The organism is Streptomyces sp. NPDC032126, from assembly GCF_055580085.1.
In genome coordinates this window covers 519,676-537,523 of the sequence record NZ_JBVIMA010000001.1, presented here as the reverse complement: position 1 = coordinate 537,523, position 17,848 = coordinate 519,676, and the positions used below count along the sequence as shown (strand labels likewise).

The following is a 17,848-nucleotide window of genomic DNA, read 5'->3' as shown; positions in this document are numbered from 1 at the left end:
ATTCTAATACCGGTATAGTAATTGGCATGGTGGAGCTGAAGACAGACACATCGATCGAGGCCATGTACGCGGCGGGCCAGGTGGTCGCACGCGCCCTGACGGCGGTGCGCGACGCCGCCGACGTGGGCGTCTCCCTGCTGGAGCTGGACGAGGTGGCCCATGACGCGCTGCGCGCGGCGGGCGCGTCGTCGCCGTTCCTCCACTACCGCCCCTCTTTCGCGCCGACCCCTTTCCCGGCCGTCCTCTGCGTCTCGGTGAACGACGCGATCGTGCACGGCATCCCGACCGGCTACCGCCTGCGCGACGGCGACCTGGTCTCCGCCGACTTCGGCGCCCGCCTCGACGGCTGGGTCGGCGACTCGGCGCTCAGCTTCACCGTCGGCACCCCGCGCGCGGCGGACCTCCGCCTGATCGAGACGGCGGAGCGCGCCCTGGCGGCGGGCATCGAGGCGGCGGTGGTCGGCAACCGCGTCGGCGACATCGCCCACGCGATCGGCACCGTGTGCCGCACGGCGGGCTACGGCATCCCCGACGGCTTCGGCGGCCACGGCATCGGCCGCCGGATGCACGAGGACCCGTCGATCCCGAACGAGGGCCGCCCCGGCCGTGGCCTCCCCCTGCGCCACGGCATGGTCCTGGCGATCGAGCCGATGGTGATCGCGGGCGGAAAGGACGACTACTACGCGGACCGCGACGGCTGGACCCTGCGCACGACCGACGGCTCCAGGGCGGCCCACGCGGAACACACGGTGGCGATCACGGAATCGGGGCCGCGCATCCTGACCGAGCGATGAATCGACCGGCCTGAAAGGGGGGCGCGGGGAACGGCGCGGCCGGCCACCGACAGCGGAGAGCCCGAGAACCGCACAAGCCAGGCAGGACATGCCGCACCACCCCACCCGTGCCATGGTGGAAGACGTGCCCTGGCCGACCCCATGGCTTAGCCCGGCACGGAAGGGGCACCCGCGTCCGAACCGAGCGTCGATCGAACGGAACGCCATGACCAGCGGCTTCAACGGCCCGGAGGGCTACGGCGACCCCTTCGGTGAATTCCTGGCCCGCTTCTTCGGCGGGCCCCGCCCCGGCCCCCGCCAGATCAACATCGGCCAGCTCCTCAGCCAGCCCGCGCGTGAGCTGGTCCGCGGCGCCGCCCAGTACGCCGCCGAGCACGGCAGCCGAGACCTGGACACGGAACACCTTCTGCGCGCGGCCCTCGCGGCGGAGCCGACCCGCAGTCTGCTCAGCCGCGCAGGCGCGGACCCCGACACGCTCGCGTCGGAGATCGACGAGCGTTCGGGCCCGGTCCTGCACCCGCCGGGCGAGGCGCCGCCGCCGACCTCCCTCTCCCTGACCCCGGCCGCCAAGCGCGCCCTGCTCGACGCGCACGACCTGGCGCGTTCCCGGGGCGCGGGCTACATCGGCCCCGAACATGTGCTGAGCGCCCTCGCCGCGAACCCGGACTCCGCGGCCGGCCACATCCTGAACGCGGCCCGCTTCGCGCCGGGCGGCCTGCCCCCGGAGGCCCCGGAGGCGCCGCCCGCCGTCCGGCCCGAGCGGCAGCGCGCCTCGTCGACGCCGACCCTCGACAAGTACGGCCGCGATCTGACCGACATGGCGCGCCAGGGCCGTATCGACCCGGTGATCGGCCGGGAGGAGGAGATCGAGCAGACGATCGAGGTGCTCTCCCGGCGCGGCAAGAACAACCCGGTGCTGATCGGCGACGCGGGCGTCGGCAAGACCGCGATCGTCGAGGGGCTGGCCCAGCGGATCGCGGACGGCGACGTGCCGGACGTGCTCGTGGGCCGCCGGGTGGTGGCCCTGGACCTGACGGCCGTGGTGGCCGGCACCCGCTACCGGGGCGACTTCGAGGAGCGGCTCAACACCATCGTCGACGAGATCCGCGCCCACTCCGACCGGCTGATCGTCTTCATCGACGAGCTGCACACGGTCGTCGGCGCGGGCGGCGGCGGGGAGGGCGGCTCGATGGACGCCGGGAACATCCTCAAACCGGCCCTGGCGCGCGGCGAACTGCACATCGTCGGCGCGACCACGCTGGAGGAGTTCCGGCGCATCGAGAAGGACGCGGCGCTGGCCCGCCGCTTCCAGCCGATCCTGGTGCCGGAGCCGACGATCCCGGACACGGTGGAGATCCTGCGCGGCCTGCGCGACCGCTACGAGGCCCACCACCAGGTCCGTTACACCGACGAGGCGCTCGTCGCGGCCGTCGAGCTGTCCGACCGCTATCTCACCGACCGCCGTCTGCCGGACAAGGCGATCGACCTGATCGACCAGGCCGGGGCCCGGGTGCGGCTCGGGGCGCGCACCAAGGGCACGGACGTACGGGCCATGGAACGCGAGGTCGAGACGCTCCTGCGGGACAAGGACCAGGCGGTCGCGGACGAGCAGTACGAGACGGCGACGCAACTACGAGACCGCATCACGGAGTTGAAGCAGCGCATCGAGGACGCGACCGGCGGCGGCGAGGTCGACGAGGGCCAGCATCTGGAGGTCACCGCGGAGGCGATCGCCGAGGTGGTGTCCCGGCTGACGCACATCCCGGTCAGCAGCCTCACCCAGGAGGAGAAGGACCGTCTGCTGGGCCTGGAGGAGCATCTGCACGAGCGGGTGGTGGGCCAGGACGAGGCCGTACGGGTGGTCGCGGACGCCGTGCTGCGCTCGCGCGCCGGGCTCGCCAGCCCCGACCGGCCCATCGGCAGCTTCCTGTTCCTCGGGCCGACCGGCGTCGGCAAGACGGAACTGGCCCGCGCGCTCGCCGAGGTGCTGTTCGGCAGCGAGGAGCGCATGGTCCGCCTCGACATGAGCGAGTACCAGGAGCGGCACACGGTCAGCCGGCTGGTCGGCGCCCCGCCCGGGTACGTCGGTCACGAGGAGGCCGGTCAGCTCACCGAGGTCGTGCGCCGTCACCCGTACTCGCTGCTGCTCCTCGACGAGGTGGAGAAGGCGCACCCGGATGTCTTCAACATCCTGCTGCAGGTCCTGGACGACGGCCGGCTGACCGACTCCCAGGGCCGCACGGTCGACTTCACCAACACGGTCATCGTGATGACCAGCAATCTCGGCTCGGAGGCGATCACCCGGAGCGGCTCCGGCATCGGCTTCGGCGCGGGCGGCGGCGAAGCGGACGAGGAGGCGCGGCGGGAGCGGATCCTGCGGCCGCTGCGCGAGCACTTCCGGCCGGAGTTCCTCAACCGCATCGACGAGATCGTCGTGTTCCGGCAGCTGACGGGCGATCAACTCACGGAGATCACCGATCTGTTGCTGGAGAAGACCCGCAGGCTGCTGGACGCGCAGGGCATCGCCGCCGAGTTCACCGGCGCGGCCGTGGACTGGCTGGCCGAGCGCGGCTTCCAGCCCGAGTACGGCGCGCGCCCGCTGCGCCGCACCATCCAGCGGGAGGTCGACAACCGCATGTCACGCCTCCTGCTGGACGGCCGGGTCAAGAAGGGCGACCGGGTGCGGGTGGACGTGGCGGACGGGCAGCTCACCTTCCACACGGAGCCGAACGCCACCGGGGCGTCCACCACCGAGCCGTCCGCCACCGGGGCGTCCACGCCCGCGCCGCCCGCCACCGAACCGCCACCCGCGCCGGAGCTATGAGGCCGGTCGCACCACTTGCGCCGACCCTCCCCCACGCCGCATGGTCTCGGCCGCGGCCAGCCACTTGCCGCCCGGCAGCCGTTGTACGCCCGTCGCCGCCCCGATCTCCTGGTTGAGCCGGAAGCCGTGCCCGATGGCCTCCAGCTGGGTCCTCAACGGGCTTGAGTACAGGGCGGGTTCGAGCTCGGTGGTGGTCTGGTTGCGCTGGCTGGCGCGCGGCGCGGCGATCGCGTCGACGAGCGGCAGCCCGCGGTCGAGGAACTCGGTCAGCACCTGGAGCACGGTGGTGATGATGGTCGCGCCACCGGGCGATCCGACCGCGACAACCGGCTTGCCGGTCTTGTCGAGCACGATCGTCGGCGAGATCGACGACCGCGGCCGCTTGCCCGGCCCCGGCAGATTGGGGTCGTGGACGGCCGGGTTGGCCGGGGCGAAGGAGAAGTCGGTCAGCTCGTTGTTGAGCAGGAAGCCCCGGCCGGGGACGGTGATGCCGCTGCCGCCGGTCTGCTCGATGGTGAGGGTGTAGGCGACGACGTTGCCCCACTTGTCGGCCACCGTGAGATGCGTGGTGTTCTCGCCCTCGTAGGTCGTCGGCGCCGCCGTGCCGCCCGTCGCGCAGGCCGCCGGATGACGCGGGTCACCGGGGGCGAGCGGGCTGGTCAGCACCGCGTCGTCCTTGATGAGGCAGGCGCGCGAGTCGGCGTACGACTGCGAGAGCAGTTCCTTCGTCGGTACGTCCTCGGCGGACGGGTCGCCGACCCAGCGCCCGCGGTCGGCGAACGCGATCCGGCTGGCCTCGATGAAGTGGTGCAGGTACTGGGCCTCGCTCGCCCGGGAGAGATCGGTGCGCTCCAGGATGTTGAGGGCCTCGCCGACCGTCGTGCCGCCCGAGGAGGAGGGGGCGATGGAGTAGACGTCCAGGCCGCGGTACGAGGTCCTGGTGGGCGCCTGGAGTTTGGCGCGGTACGCCGTGAGATCGGCGGCGGAGAGCCGGCCGGGGCGCGCCTTCCAGCCGGACGCGGGGTCCACGGGCGGGTGGTTGACCGTGTCGACGATGTCCTCGCCGAGGTCGCCGCGGTAGATCGCGCCGACGCCCGCACGGCCCAGTTCCGCGTAGGTGCGCGCGAGGTCGGGGTTCTTGAACGTCGAGCCGACGACGGGGAGTTGCCCGCCCGGCAGGAACAGTTTCGCCGTGTCGGGGAAGGAGCGGAAGCGGGTCTCGTTGGCCGCCGTCTGCGCGCGGAAGGTGTCGTCGACGGTGAAGCCGTCGCGGGCGAGGCGCTCGGCGGGCTTCAGGAGGGTGCCGAGCCCCTTGCTGCCCCACTGGGACAGGGCCGTCGCCCAGGTGGCGGGCGTGCCCGGGGTGCCGACGCCCAGGCCGCTGGTGACGGCGTCGGCGAAGGCGAGCGGCGCGCCGTTCTCCAGGAACAGGTCCGGGCCGGCGGTCAGCGGGGCCGTCTCGCGACCGTCGATGGTGTGCACCGTACGGGACTTGGCGTCGTAGTAGACGAAGTAGCCGCCTCCGCCGATGCCGGAGGAGTAGGGCTCGGTGACGCCGAGGGCGGCGGCGGTGGCGACGGCCGCGTCGACGGCGTTGCCGCCCTTCTTGAGGACCTCGATGCCGGCCGCCGAGGCGTCCGCGTCGACGCTGGCGACGGCACCGCCGTATCCGGCCGCCACCGGCACCTTCCCGACCGGCGTGGTCCGCGCGGCGGGTGGCGCCGCCGCCCCCACCGAGACCACGGCGGCCGAGACCGCCAGCACCGACAGTTTGCGCGCGGCAGAGCGACGCATCCGCACCTCCAGTCCAGGGCCGTCCGCGCAGCGTAGCCAGATCCCCCGAGCCCCGACAGACCCCAACCGGGCAGTGTCGTACGACTGTCACACGTCGAACACGGGTACGCCTCGGCCCTCCGTGCCCGCTAGCATGCGCGCCCATGAACGACGACGTGCGCAACATCGTCCTGGGCGTGGTGGCGGCGGGCATCAGCGCCGCGCTGGGCTGGCTCGCCCGTACGTATCTCTGGCGGCGCAAACTCCGCCGCAAGCAGGCGTTCTTCGGGCTGCCGGAGAACTCCGAGTCGCTGCTCGTCGTCAATCGCGATCCGGCCACCTCCGAACCGGCGGTGCACCGCTTCGACGTGTTCGCGCTGCTGGAGCTCGCCGCGCTGATCAAGGAGTGCGGGGCGCATGTGCAGATGGTCACCCAGGACACCGTGCAGCAGGGGTTCGGCGAGCGCACCGAGTTCTGTGTCGGCGGGCCCGGTTCGAACCGGCGGATGCTGGCGCACATGTCGGCGATGCTGCCGGGCGTCCGGGTCAACATCGATCCGGAACCGGGCCCGGACCGGGGGGCGTTCCAGATCGGCGGCGACCGCTACCGCATGGAGCCGGGCGTCACCGAGTACGTGCTGCTGGCCCGGCTCACCGTCGGCGGGCGGCGCGAGGCGCGGCCGGTGTTCCTGTTCTGCGGGCAGCGGGCGATCACCAACCAGGCGGCGACGCGCTATCTCGCCCGCCATCACGAGCGGTTGGCGCGCAAGCACGGCCACAACTCCTTCGTACTGCTGCTAAAGGTGGTCAACTCGCAGGCGTACGGCCCCGATGTGGTGGAACTGGTCGCGGACGTGACGCGCGCGGCCCAGGCACCGCTGCCGGCTCCGGCGCCGGCCTCGCATCGCGCGTCCTGAATTCACCCACGCCCCAACAATCGTTACTACGGCGTAACTTACCGGCGGGTTACTTACGGTAAGGCGCTCAGGTTACCGTCGGGTCACTTTGCACTGACACGAGCACCGCCCCCGGGCGGTGACACGAGTGAGGAGTGACCGTGGGACACCGCAGCACCCTGCGTACGACCGCCGTGGGCGCCGTCTCCGCGACCCTGATCGCGGGTGGCGTCCTCGGCGCGGCCCCCGCCGCACAGGCCACGCCGAACAGCGTCCGCTTCGTCGACATCGCCGGCTACGGCGGCACCACCCTGAAGGCGAACGTCGTCACCCCCGCCGGCGCCGACGGCACCCACCGCTACCCGCTCATCGTGTTCCCCACGAGCTGGGGCTTCCCCCAGGTCGAATATCTCGCCCAGGCGCAGAGACTCGCCGACTCGGGGTACGTCGTGCTCACCTACAACGTGCGCGGCTTCTGGCAGTCCGGCGGCACGATAGAAGTGGCGGGCCCGCCCGATGTGGCCGACGCCGCCAAGGTCGTCGACTGGGCGCTCGCCAACACCCCCACGGATCCTGGGCACATCGGCATGGGCGGCGTCTCCTACGGCGCCGGCATCAGCCTGCTCGCCGCCGCGCACGACCGGCGCATCAAGGCCGTCGCGGCGCTCAGCGGCTGGGCGGACCTGATCGGCTCCATCTACTCCGGGCGCACCCAGCACGTCCAGGCCGCCGGCGTGCTGGACTTCGTCGGCGGTGGCACCGGCCGCGAGAGCGACGAGGCCAAGCAGGTCTTCCGGGACTTCTACGCCTCCAACCTGTCCCGGGAACAGGACATGATCGACTGGGGGCGGAAACGATCCGTCGCCACCTACCTGGACCAGCTCAACCAGAACGGCCCGGCGGTCCTGCTCGCCAACGCCTGGGGCGACACGATCTTCCCGCCCGACCAGTACGCCGACTTCTACGAGAAGCTGACGGTCCCCAAGCGCCTCGCATTCCGCCCCGGCGACCACGCGACCGCCGAACTCACCGGGCTCTTCGGCCTCACCAACGACGTGTGGACCGACACCGGACGCTGGTTCGACCGCTACCTCAAGGGCGAACGCAACGGCATCGACCAGGAACCGCCGGTGCAGCTCAAGTCCCGTACAGGAGGAGCCTACGAGGGCTACCCGGACTGGAAGTCGGTGGCCGCGACCTCCCGCAAGATCGCCCTCGGCGGCTCGACCACGATCCGCACCAACGTCGACTCGGGCGCGGACGGCGGGACCGTCTTCCTCTCCAGCATCCTCGACCAGGTCGCCCGCATCCCCCCGGTCGCCTCGATCCCCCTGCTGCCGCGCTGGTGGACGGCCGTGTGGCAGTCGGGGGCGTACGCGAGCGCGCAGCACATCCGCGGGACGGCCAGGCTGCACACCACGCTCACCCCCACCGCGGAGAGCGGCACCTTCGTGGCGTACCTGTACGACGTCGGCCCGCTGGGACTCGGCAAGCTGGTCACCAACGCGCCCTACACCTTCCACGACCGCACGCCGGGCCGGGCGTTCGGGGTGGACCTGGATCTGTTCGCCACGGCGTACGACGTGCCGGCGGGACATCGGCTGGCGGTGGTGGTCGACACGGTCGACCCGCTCTACGTCGAGCACAACCCGTCCGGCGCGCGGCTGACCTTCTCCTCACCGGCGGACGACCCGTCGTATCTGACGGTCCCCCTGCGCGAGCAGTGATCTCCGGCCGCGCGGCCGGGCGGGTAGGGCTCTGGTGAACTGCCGTGGCAGCGTCCCCCGCGGTGCGCCTCCCGCGGCGGGCCGGGCGGCCCGCCTTCACCCCAGGGATGAACGGCCCATCCTAGTCGAGGGCCGCCGCGAGGGACCCGCCCCGGGCGATCTCCGTGACCGGCGGGCCCCGGCGACCCCGGACGCACCGCCGGGGCGGTGGGGCGGTGATCGGTCAACTGTCCATCGGGGGGCGGTACTTGCCGAACTTCCCGGCACCGGGGCCCGGATGACGGGTCGACGGCGGTCGCTGGTCGTCCTGGCGCGGGGCACGCGTAAGGAACGGAGCATGACGCGCGGGTCCCCCGCTAGTGCTTGAGGATCTTGGAGAGGAAGTCCCGGGCACGCTCGCTGCTGGGGTGGGTGAAGAACTCGTCGGGTGAGCGGTCCTCGACGATGCGGCCGTCGGCCATAAAGACCACGCGGTTGGCGGCCGAGCGGGCGAAGCCCATCTCATGGGTGACCACGACCATCGTCATGCCCTCCTGGGCCAGTTGACGCATGACCTCCAGCACCTCATTGATCATCTCCGGGTCGAGGGCGGAGGTCGGCTCGTCGAAGAGCATCGCCTTGGGGCCCATGGCCAGGGCGCGGGCGATGGCCACACGCTGCTGCTGGCCGCCGGAGAGCTGCGCGGGGAACTTGTCGGCCTGGTTGGCCACGCCCACCCGGTCGAGCAGCTCGCGCGAACGCCTGTCGGCCTCTTCCTTCTTGCGGCCGCGGACCTTGATCTGGCCGAGCGAGACGTTCTGCAGGACCGTCTTGTGGGCGAAGAGGTTGAACGACTGGAAGACCATGCCGACCTCGGCGCGCAGCCGGGCCAGCTCCTTGCCCTCCGCGGGCAGCGGCTCGCCCTGGAGCAGGATCGTGCCGGAGTCGATGGGCTCCAGCCGGTTGATCGCCCGGCACAGGGTCGACTTCCCCGACCCCGACGGGCCGATGACGACGACCACCTCCCCCTTGCCGACGGTGAGGTCGATGTCCTGCAGGACATGCAGTTCCCCGAAGTGCTTGTTGACGTCACGCAGCTCGATCAGCGGCTCGACGGCCATACGCAGCCCTACTCACTTTCAGCTGTGTCGTGGTTGCCGCAAACTATCCAGCCCCGCATCGACAGGGGGGACGACACGCACTTTTCGGGCATTAGCCGTATTTAAGCCGCGGGTGGGCCGGGGACTCATGTCTCGGCGATCTCCGCGTACACCTGGTACAGCTCGGGGACGCCGCTGGCGGCCCACGCCTGGCCGTCGGCGAGCACGTCCACGTGCCGGCCCGACGCGAGCCGGACCGCGGGGCGCCCGCCGGACAGGACGCGCCAGCCGGCGCCCGGGACGGTCCGCACGACGACGGTGCCCAGATAGAAGCCCGCGTCGTTGCCGAGCCAGGGCAGCACGTCCTCGTCGTCGCGCCAGCGCGGCTTCAGCTGGTCCAGGGCCTCCAAGGAGGCGGGGGTGTCGTCGAGTCGGACGCCCTCCCGGCCCGCCAGCGAGCGCAGCAGCTCGCACTCGGCGAACAGCTCGGCGTAGCCGCCCTCGTCGCCGTCGGGGAACATCGCGACCGCGGCGCCGGCGTCGTGCCGTTTGCGCCACCTGTCCAGGAAGGGGATGTCCATGGACCCAGCGTGACACTCGCACCACCGCGCACACCACAGGCGCGCGGGCCCGTTCCCGGGGCGCCCCAGGGCCTGTCCGGCGGATCAGGCCCTAGACGTCGAGGTCGACGACCACCGGCGCGTGGTCCGAGGCGCCCTTGCCCTTGCGCTCCTCGCGGTCGACGTAGGCGTCCTTGACGGCCCCGGCGAAGGCCGCGTTGCCGTAGACCAGGTCGATGCGCATGCCGCGGTTCTTGGGGAAGCAGAGCTGGCGGTAGTCCCAGTACGTGAACGGGTGCTCGTACTTCAGCGGGCGCGGCACCACGTCGGACAGACCGGCCTCGCGCAGGGACGCGAGGGCGGCACGCTCGGCGGGGGTGACATGGGTGGCGCCCTCGAAGGCGGCCACGTCGAAGACGTCGTCGTCCGTCGGCGCCACGTTGTAGTCACCGAGGACGGCGAAGGGGCGGCTGCCCCGGGCGTCGCCCGCGACGGCCGCCTTCAGGGCCTCGAACCACTGGAGCTTGTAGGCGTAGTGCGGGTGGTCCACCTCCCGCCCGTTCGGCACGTAGACCGACCAGACGCGGACCGGGCCGCAGGTCGCGGAGATGGCGCGGGGCTCCACGGAGCCGTCGAAGCCCGGGTCGCCCGGCAGGCCCTTGACGACGTCCGCGAGGCCCACGCGGGAGAGCACCGCCACCCCGTTCCACCGGCCGGTCGCGTGCACCGCCGCCTCGTAGCCCAGGTCGCGGAGCTGGTCGACCGGGAACTGGTCCTCGGCGATCTTGGCCTCCTGAAGGCAGAGCACATCGGTGCCGCTGCTCTCCAGCCAGGCCAGCAGCCTCGGCAGGCGTGCGGTGATCGAGTTCACGTTCCAGGTCGCGATGCGCATGCCTCACAACCTACCGGGCACCACTGACACTCACAGGACCGTGGCCTCGCCGGGCGCCAGCCGCAGGTGCTCCGCTCCGCCGAGGGCGCCGATCTGGTTGTCGTAGATCGGGCGGGCGAGGTCGGTGAGCAGGGCGTCGTGGATGTCGTACGCGCGCTGCGGCCGGACCTCGCGGACGTAGTCGATGACCTCGGAGATCTTGTTCCAGGGGGCCATCACCGGGAGCATCAGCGTCTCGACTGCCCGGTCGGGGACGGTGAGCGCGTCACCGGGGTGGAAGACCCGGCCGCCGTCGATCAGGTAGCCGACGTTGGTGATGCGCGGGATGTCCGGGTGGATCACCGCGTGCAGTTCGCCGTGGACCTGGACGTCGAAGCCGGCGGCGGTGAACGTGTCGCCGTGGCCGACGGTGTGCACCCGGCCCGGGAACGCCGCCGCGATCTTCTCCGCGACCGAGCGCAGCGTCCAGATCTCGGCGGCCGGGTTCGCGTCCAGGGCGGCCCGCAGCCGCTCCTCGCTGAAGTGGTCGGGGTGCTCGTGCGTGACCAGGATGGCCTCCGCTCCGAGGGCGGCGTCCTCCTCGCTGAACACGCCCGGGTCGAGAACGAGCGTGCGCCCGTCCTTCTCCAGGCGCACGCACGCGTGCGACATCTTCGTGAGCTTCATGGCTCCATCCTGACGCCCGCGCGCGTGGGGCGCTCGATCCGGGGGTCCCTGGGCTCGGGGGGCGCTCACTCCTGGGGGGTGGTCTCCTCGCGGATGACCTGCTGTGCCACCCGGAACGCGCTGTTCGCGGCCGGTACGCCGCAGTACACCGCCGCCTGCAGCAGCACCTCCTTGATCTCGTCCGGGGTGAGGCCGTTGCGCAGGGCGGCGCGGACGTGGAAGGCGAGCTCCTCCAGGTGGCCGCCGGCGACCAGCGCGGTGAGCGCGACACAGCTGCGCGAGCGGCGGTCGAGGCCGGGGCGGTCCCAGACCTCGCCCCAGGCATACCGGGTGACGAACTCCTGGAAGTCCCCGGAGAAGTCGTCGGCCTGGGAGAGCGCCAGGTCGACATGGGCGTCGCCGAGGACCTCCCGGCGCACCTTCAGCCCCGCGTCGTACGGATCGGGGCGGCCCGGCGCGGACGGCGGCTCGACGGGGATGGGCGCGATCTCCGCGATCGGCGCGACCGGCTGCGGCGGCACCACCGCCGCGACGGGTCGGGCGGGCGGGGCGGCGAGGCCGGGCAGGACCGTCTGCCCGGTGCTGCTGTCGTAGGCGGGCTGCCAGGCCGTGGAGAAGTGCCGCACCAGCAGATCGGTGACGGCGGCGGGCTGTTCCACGGGGACCAGGTGCGAGGCGCCCGGGACGACGGCGAGGCGGGCGTCCGGGATGCCGGCGACCAGGGTGCGGGCCTCGGCGGGGCCGGTGACCTGGTCCTCGGAGCCGACCAGCACCAGCGTCGGCACGCCGACCATGCCCAGCTCGGGCCGCACGTCGAACGCGGCGAGCGCCTCGCACGCGGCGATGTAGCAGCCGGGGTCGGTGGTGCGCACCATCTGCACCGCCCAGTCGGTGATCGCGGGCTGCGCGGCCGCGAACCCGCCGGTGAACCAGCGGTCGGGCGCCGTGCGGGCGATCGGGTCCAGTCCGTTGGTACGGACGATGACGCCGCGCTGGCGGAACTCGTCGGCGGTGCCGAAGCGGGGGGAGGCGGCGATCAGCGCCAGCGAGGCGAGGCGCTCCGGGTGACGCAGGGCCAGCTCGACGCCGACGGCACCGCCGAGCGCGCAGCCGGCGTAGCCGAAACGCTGCACCCCGAGGCCGTCGAGAGTGGCCAGCAGCCGCGCGGTCAACTCGGCGACGGAGCCCGCCGGATACGCGGGGGCACCGCCGTGGCCCGGCAGGTCGAACCGGAAGACCCGCCACTGCTGGGCCAGCTCGGGGACCTGACGGTCCCACATGTGCCATGTGGTACCCAGTGAGGGACCCAGGATCAGAACCGGAGCGTCTTCTGGTCCGTCAAAGCGGTATTGCAGGGTGTTCGGTGGTGTCTCACTCACGCCCCAGACCTTCTCACGTCTCACGGACGCCCTATAACAGGGGACGCTGGATACCGGTCTTGCTCTCCTGCGTGCGGTGTGCGAAGTACGCCTGCGTGCGCGGGTCGTGGCGCAGACGGGTGAACACGATGCGGTGGAGGACCGCGTTCGCCCAGCAAAGGATGCCTCGGTGTTCAGCCGCTCGGGGTTGTCTCCCATGGTGATCAGCAAGGTGACTGCGCTGTCCGGGGCCAGTAGCTGTGGGGCGTGGTGTTCGACGAGCTGGGTCAGGCGGACGAGGCCGAAGCGGCACGCCAGAAGCGCATCCGCTGGGAAGCCGCCATGGGACAAGCCCGCATCCGGTACGCGGAGGCGTACCGCGTCCGGCACCTCGAAGCCCAGGAAGCGGCATGGCGCCACGCCGCCCGACTGACCCAATACGTGAGCACCGTACGCACACGGTCGTGCGAGACGCGGGCCTGGCGGATCGGCAGGTGGGCGACTCGTGGTGGAACGATGCCGGGATCCGCCGGGAGTTCGTGGACGGTCGAAGTAGGCGTCAACCGGCCCGAAGACCGACCGCCAGCGTCAGTTCAAGGACCCGGTGTGGCGATGCGAGATCCGGAAACAGCTCCCGCAGCTGCGACATCCGGTACCGGACTGTCTGGGGATGGACGAACAACGCCGCCGCCACCTCGTCCCGCCTGCCCTGGTGCAGCAGCCACGCCCGCAACGTCTCCTCCAGCCGCCGTGCGGTCGCGACAGGCAAGGTCCGCAAAGGTGCGAGGGCTCGGGCACGCAGGTCCGCGAACGCGTCAACGTCGGCGCTCAGCACCAGCTCGGGCAGGTGGTCCTCGGTGTCGCGGATGTCAGAGGAGAGGGAGCGCGCGCGTAGGGCTCGTGCGTACGAGGCGGACGCACGAGTCCATGGCCGGGCCGGGCCGACCACGGCGGTGCGGTCGGTCAGCTGCCGCAGGAGATGTGACCGGTCGGCATCGGGGACGAGCAGCACACCGGTGGCGTCCGGCAGATCGTCGAGGACGAGGGTGCTCGGGTCGAGCGCGCGGTAGGCAGGCCGGGCCTGGGCGGCGGGCAGCAGGACCGCGGTCAGCGAATCCGGAGGCTGCCACCCGGCCCGTTGAGCAGAGGCCAGCAGCACGTCCGGGCTCGCGCCGGCGAGGACGTCGCGGGCCAGGTGTTCCAGGTGGCGCTCGTGGGCCCTGCCCCGGGCGGCCAGTTCGTCGGCGTGGCCCGCGGCGCTCGCGGCGGAGAGCTCGTCGATGTAGGCGAAGGTCAGCTCGGCGAACTTGGCGACCTCGGCGGCGGGCAGACCCGCGGGTACCGCACCCGCCGCCAGGCAGCGCCAGGCCACGCGGGCGCCGACGCGGTAGGCGCTGAGCAGGGCGTCCATCGAACGGCCGTCGCGGACCTCGCCCCGGCCCAGCTCGTAGGCCGCGTCACCGGCGTCGCCGCCCGTGGCGTTCCCGCTCGCGAGGTCCAGGTAGTGCCCCAGGGCGGTGCGGACGGCTCGGCGGATGGTGGCGCCCATGTGGCCCGAAAGGGCGTTGGTGTAGGGAGGGACCTCGTCGATGATCGCCTGGACGACCTCGTCGGCGGTGGTCTTCAGCGCGGCCCTCAGTACGGTGACCGTCGTCTCATCCAGGTTCAGTTCGCTGGCCCTCCGGATTGCATGACTCATGTTTTTGTTCCCCGCGAACAATTCAGCCGGCCAGATTTACGTCCTGCGGTCAGGACTTTACGCCCTGAGCGCAGCAAGCTGGAGTCATGAAGAGTACGGCCCTGCGCAGCAGGGCGTGGAAACTGCTGGAGATGGTCACGACGCCGCTGCTGCCGTCGGACTACCTCGACTTGGTCAGCCCGCTGCGCGCGGGCGCTGACCTGCGTGGGCGCATCGAGGCCGTGCACCCCGAGACGGGTGACGCCGCGACCATCGTGATCAGGCCGGGACGGGGGTGGCGCGGTCACACGGCCGGCCAGTACGTGCGGATCGGGGTCGACGTCGACGGCGTGCGCCTGTGGCGTGCCTACTCCCTCACCTCGCCGACGAACCGCCAGGACGGCCGCGTCACGATCACCGTGAAGGCGATCCCGGACGGCAAGGTCAGCAACCACCTGGTCCGCAGGGCGAAACCGGGCACGCTGATCCAGCTCGACCAGCCGACCGGAGACTTCGTGCTGCCGCGGGCCAAGCCCGCCAAGGTGCTCTACCTGACGGCGGGCAGCGGCATCACGCCCGTGATGGGCATGCTGCGCGACACCGAGTTCGACGACGTCGTCATGGTCCACTGCGCGCCACAGCCGCAGGACGTGATCTTCCGCTCCGAACTGCACGACCTGGTCGCGAACAAGAAGCTGCGGCTCACCGAGGTGCACACCGACACGGACGGCGTGCTCGACATCGCCCGCCTCGACGAGCTCGTCCCCGACTGGGCCGAACGCGAGACCTGGGCCTGCGGGCCCGCGGGGCTGCTCGACGCCGCCGAGAAGCACTGGAGCGAGCACGGCGTCCCCGAGCGCCTGCACACCGAACGCTTCCGCCCCGGCATCGTCGTCGCCGGTGACGGCGGCGAGGTCACGTTCAGCGCCACCGGCAGGACCGTCGACGCGGACGGCGCCACGCCGTTGCTGGACGTCGGCGAGGAGGCCGGCGTGCTCATGCCCTCCGGGTGCCGTATGGGCATCTGCTTCGGCTGCGTCTCGCCACTCAAGGCGGGCGCCGTCCGCGACCTGCGCACCGGCGAGATCACCGAGGCCGAGCCGGGTGTCCTCATCCAGACCTGCGTGTCCGCCGCGGCGGGCCCCTGCGACATCGAACGGTAGGAACAGTTTGACCGCCATCGACCCCACCGCCCACCTGACCGCGGAGCAGATCGAGGAGCTCGGCCGCGAGCTGGACGCGATCCGCGACGAGGTGATCGCCAGCCGCGGCGAGAAGGACGCCGCCTACATCCGTAAGGTCATCGCCGCGCAGCGCAAGCTCGAACTGGTCAGCAGAGGCGTGCTGCTGTTCTCGATGTTCCCGCCCGCGTGGCTGATCGGCACCGCCGGGCTGTCCGTGGCGAAGATCATGGACAACATGGAGATCGGCCACAACATCCTGCACGGCCAGTGGGACTGGATGCGGGACCCGAAGATCCACTCCACCACCTGGGAATGGGACCACGTCTCGCCGGCCGACCAGTGGAAGCACTCGCACAACGAGCTGCACCACACGTACACCAACGTGATCGGCAAGGACAACGACCTCGGCTACGGCATCATGCGCGTCGACGAGGACCAGAAGTGGCACCCCTTCCACCTCGGCCAGCCGCTGTGGAACTTCATCAACGCCTGCTTCTTCGAGTACGGCATCGCAGCGTACGACCTGGAGCTCGGCAAGAACCTGAACAAGCGCCGCCGCAAGAACCCGGAGTTCCGCGCGCGGGCCAGGGCCGTGGGCCGCAAGATCCGCAAGCAGGTACTCAAGGACTACGTGGTCCACCCGCTGCTCTCGGGCCCGTCCTTCCTCCCCACGCTCGCCGCCACCTTCACCGCGAACCTGGTCCGCAACATCTGGTCCCACTCCGTGATCATGTGCGGGCACTTCCCCGAGGGCGTACAGGTCTTCGAGCGCCGGTCGATCAACGGCGAGACGCGCGGCGAGTGGTACCTGCGCCAGATGATGGGCTCGGCGAACATCAGCGGCAGCAAGGCCATGCATTTCATGACCGGCAACCTCTCGCACCAGATCGAGCACCACCTCTTCCCGGACCTGCCGAGCAACCGGTACGCCGAGGTCGCGGTGAAGGTGCGCGCGCTGTTCGAGAAGTACGAGCTGGAGTACGTCACCGGACCGCTGCCCAAACAGGTGTTCTCAGCGTGGCGCAAGGTCTTCCGACTCTCGCTGCCGAACAAGAAGCCCGAGGTCAAGACGCCGGACCGTGAGCAGGAGCTCGTCGCCGCCTGAGTGTTACAAGCGCCTGGCTCACGAACCCGAGGTCAGGCGCCCTTGTCCGCAGGCTCCAGAAGTGGGCTCTCCTGCCTCCCTTGGCCGGTACACCGGGCTGTCCGCGTTTCTGATGCCCGTGGCCGTCATGTTGCTGCTCGGGCGGCAGGTCAGCTGCTGGAGGCGCTGCGGGATGCCCGGCGCAGCGCTCGCCACTGGCTTGCGACGTCGACCGCCACGAACTCGCAGTCGAAGGGCCCGAAGCCGCGCCGGTCGCCCGAGGTATCCCGGCTGCTCGATGAGCATGTATCGAAGGTCGCGGGAGACGCGGCGGCCGCACGGCAGAAGGCTGCTGTCATCAAGTCCGCGCTCGGGAACGTGCCGCCTGCGTATCGAGGCGAGTCATGAGGCGGTCACCCTGACCGCGACTGACCGATACCGGCTCTCCACCCGAACCCTGGTGCCGACCGAACCACCGGGGCAGACATGGGCGGCACGGTCAACGGCGATGACATGCGGGCCGCGGTCGCCGACCCTATGGTCCGCGGTCGGTGTCACGGGCGACCCGCTTCACCGCTGCTCTCTCGCTCACCACCTGGCAGATCTCTCTGAAGATCCCGCCCAGGCCCTGGCGTGGGACGTCCGGGGCCTTGGGTGGCAGACCGCTGGCTCCTGCAAGCCGGCCACCACGCAGCGAAGCCGGTGCCTCGCCAACCGGCACACCGCGTCATTCCGAAGACACGCGAAACTCGAATTCGGGACGGTCCCACAGCACGGCGGGCGGGTTCGCGAACGCGGTCCCGATCCGCACCGCACCGACGCGGCGGTAGAAGTCCTCGGCGGGAAGATGCGACACGACCTTGACACGGTCGAGCCCGGCGGCACGGGCCTCGGACTGCATGTGCGCCACGAGCAGCCGTCCGATACCCCGCCCTTGCGCATCGTCGGCGACGAACAGCAGGTCGAGCTCCGGTGGCGCCAGGACGAGCGAGTAGAATCCGAGGACCCGGCCTCCGGGCTCATCGGCGCCGACGGCCACGAAGGCGCGGTGGGCCTCGATGTAATCAGGACCGACCCGGTAGCCCGCGACTGCGGATGCGTACTTACCCTCGTAGGCGCTTGAGCCACGCACGAGCCGCGTGAGCCGTTTGGCATCCCGCGCGACGGCCCTCCGAATCGTGATCGGCTGGCTGATCGGGGAAGTGCGTGAACTCATCGGGAGAGTATTGCGCACTGGTGAGTGCCTTCCTGCGGCGGGTCGGCTGCTCGGGCAGGCGTTCCCGCACCGCTCCACCGGGTCGGCCGGACAGGGGCGGCTGCCTGGTTCAGGGCG

The 17,848-nt window shown here is 71.3% G+C and carries 14 protein-coding genes; 6 read left to right on the top strand and 8 right to left on the bottom strand.

Annotated features, from left to right (window positions below; all coding sequences use genetic code 11):
- The first annotated feature begins 26 nt into the window (after positions 1-26).
- Positions 27-794: a type I methionyl aminopeptidase gene (gene map, locus ACZ5NW_RS02255; protein ID WP_468741798.1), complete on the top strand. Its 768-nt coding sequence runs from the start codon at positions 27-29 to the stop codon at positions 792-794.
- Between the two features lie 205 nt (positions 795-999).
- Positions 1,000-3,618: an ATP-dependent Clp protease ATP-binding subunit gene (locus ACZ5NW_RS02250; RefSeq protein ID WP_468741797.1), complete on the top strand. Its 2,619-nt coding sequence runs from the start codon at positions 1,000-1,002 to the stop codon at positions 3,616-3,618.
- On the opposite strand, the gene ggt is transcribed toward ACZ5NW_RS02250, so the two are convergent.
- Positions 3,613-5,412: a gamma-glutamyltransferase gene (gene ggt, locus ACZ5NW_RS02245; protein WP_468741796.1), complete on the bottom strand. Its 1,800-nt coding sequence runs from the start codon at positions 5,410-5,412 to the stop codon at positions 3,613-3,615. The genes ACZ5NW_RS02250 and ggt overlap by 6 nt on opposite strands.
- 143 nt (positions 5,413-5,555) lie before the next feature.
- Between ggt and ACZ5NW_RS02240 the strand changes: the two genes are divergently transcribed.
- Both ACZ5NW_RS02240 and ACZ5NW_RS02235 read left to right on the top strand, forming a co-directional pair.
- Positions 5,556-6,308, top strand: coding sequence for a hypothetical protein (locus ACZ5NW_RS02240; RefSeq protein ID WP_468741795.1), 753 nt, complete (start codon positions 5,556-5,558; stop codon positions 6,306-6,308).
- A 140-nt stretch (positions 6,309-6,448) separates the two neighbouring features.
- Positions 6,449-8,014, top strand: coding sequence for an alpha/beta fold hydrolase (locus ACZ5NW_RS02235; protein ID WP_468741794.1), 1,566 nt, complete (start codon positions 6,449-6,451; stop codon positions 8,012-8,014).
- A gap of 356 nt (positions 8,015-8,370) precedes the next feature.
- Here ACZ5NW_RS02235 and ACZ5NW_RS02230 read toward each other — a convergent pair whose 3' ends face one another.
- The 6 genes from ACZ5NW_RS02230 to ACZ5NW_RS02205 all read right to left on the bottom strand — a co-directional run bounded on the left by ACZ5NW_RS02230 (position 8,371) and on the right by ACZ5NW_RS02205 (position 14,268).
- Positions 8,371-9,114, bottom strand: coding sequence for an amino acid ABC transporter ATP-binding protein (locus tag ACZ5NW_RS02230; RefSeq protein ID WP_468741793.1), 744 nt, complete (start codon positions 9,112-9,114; stop codon positions 8,371-8,373).
- 125 nt (positions 9,115-9,239) lie between these two features.
- Positions 9,240-9,674, bottom strand: coding sequence for a DUF6278 family protein (locus tag ACZ5NW_RS02225; protein WP_468741792.1), 435 nt, complete (start codon positions 9,672-9,674; stop codon positions 9,240-9,242).
- Positions 9,675-9,765: 91 nt separating this feature from the next.
- A complete protein-coding gene (locus ACZ5NW_RS02220) occupies positions 9,766-10,545 on the bottom strand; it encodes an exodeoxyribonuclease III (protein WP_468741791.1) in 780 nt (259 codons plus the stop codon).
- A 30-nt stretch (positions 10,546-10,575) separates the two neighbouring features.
- Positions 10,576-11,211 (bottom strand): MBL fold metallo-hydrolase, encoded by a 636-nt coding sequence (locus ACZ5NW_RS02215; RefSeq protein WP_468741790.1) that lies wholly within the window; start codon positions 11,209-11,211, stop codon positions 10,576-10,578.
- A gap of 65 nt (positions 11,212-11,276) precedes the next feature.
- Positions 11,277-12,590 carry a bifunctional 3-oxoadipate enol-lactonase/4-carboxymuconolactone decarboxylase PcaDC gene (pcaDC, locus tag ACZ5NW_RS02210; RefSeq protein WP_468741789.1) on the bottom strand — a complete coding sequence of 438 codons (1,314 nt, stop codon included), beginning with the start codon at positions 12,588-12,590 and terminating at the stop codon, positions 11,277-11,279.
- Between the two features lie 538 nt (positions 12,591-13,128).
- Entirely contained in the window at positions 13,129-14,268 is a 1,140-nt protein-coding gene (locus tag ACZ5NW_RS02205) for a PucR family transcriptional regulator (protein ID WP_468741788.1), read from the bottom strand.
- 131 nt (positions 14,269-14,399) lie between these two features.
- Between ACZ5NW_RS02205 and ACZ5NW_RS02200 the strand changes: the two genes are divergently transcribed.
- Positions 14,400-15,410, top strand: coding sequence for a ferredoxin reductase (locus ACZ5NW_RS02200; protein WP_468742960.1), 1,011 nt, complete (start codon positions 14,400-14,402; stop codon positions 15,408-15,410).
- Positions 15,411-15,417: 7 nt separating this feature from the next.
- Positions 15,418-16,536 carry a fatty acid desaturase family protein gene (locus ACZ5NW_RS02195; RefSeq protein WP_468741787.1) on the top strand — a complete coding sequence of 373 codons (1,119 nt, stop codon included), beginning with the start codon at positions 15,418-15,420 and terminating at the stop codon, positions 16,534-16,536.
- A gap of 706 nt (positions 16,537-17,242) precedes the next feature.
- Here the strand turns inward: ACZ5NW_RS02195 and ACZ5NW_RS02190 are convergent.
- The gene (locus tag ACZ5NW_RS02190) at positions 17,243-17,731 is read right to left on the bottom strand and encodes a GNAT family N-acetyltransferase (RefSeq protein ID WP_468741786.1); all 489 of its coding nucleotides are present in this window, start codon (positions 17,729-17,731) and stop codon (positions 17,243-17,245) included.
- Positions 17,732-17,848: the final 117 nt, after the last annotated feature.

What these genes read in the sequence shown, in the direction of transcription:
- ACZ5NW_RS02220 (WP_468741791.1), bottom strand. Translation starts at nt 10,545, where the DNA reads ATGCGCATCGCGACCTGGAACGTGAACTCGATCACCGCACGCCTGCCG.
- ACZ5NW_RS02240 (WP_468741795.1), top strand. Translation starts at nt 5,556, where the DNA reads ATGAACGACGACGTGCGCAACATCGTCCTGGGCGTGGTGGCGGCGGGC.
- ACZ5NW_RS02205 (WP_468741788.1), bottom strand. Translation starts at nt 14,268, where the DNA reads ATGAGTCATGCAATCCGGAGGGCCAGCGAACTGAACCTGGATGAGACG.
- ACZ5NW_RS02250 (WP_468741797.1), top strand. Translation starts at nt 1,000, where the DNA reads ATGACCAGCGGCTTCAACGGCCCGGAGGGCTACGGCGACCCCTTCGGT.
- ACZ5NW_RS02200 (WP_468742960.1), top strand. Translation starts at nt 14,400, where the DNA reads ATGGTCACGACGCCGCTGCTGCCGTCGGACTACCTCGACTTGGTCAGC.
- map (WP_468741798.1), top strand. Translation starts at nt 27, where the DNA reads ATGGTGGAGCTGAAGACAGACACATCGATCGAGGCCATGTACGCGGCG.
- ACZ5NW_RS02190 (WP_468741786.1), bottom strand. Translation starts at nt 17,731, where the DNA reads ATGAGTTCACGCACTTCCCCGATCAGCCAGCCGATCACGATTCGGAGG.
- ACZ5NW_RS02215 (WP_468741790.1), bottom strand. Translation starts at nt 11,211, where the DNA reads ATGAAGCTCACGAAGATGTCGCACGCGTGCGTGCGCCTGGAGAAGGAC.
- ggt (WP_468741796.1), bottom strand. Translation starts at nt 5,412, where the DNA reads ATGCGTCGCTCTGCCGCGCGCAAACTGTCGGTGCTGGCGGTCTCGGCC.
- ACZ5NW_RS02230 (WP_468741793.1), bottom strand. Translation starts at nt 9,114, where the DNA reads ATGGCCGTCGAGCCGCTGATCGAGCTGCGTGACGTCAACAAGCACTTC.
- ACZ5NW_RS02225 (WP_468741792.1), bottom strand. Translation starts at nt 9,674, where the DNA reads ATGGACATCCCCTTCCTGGACAGGTGGCGCAAACGGCACGACGCCGGC.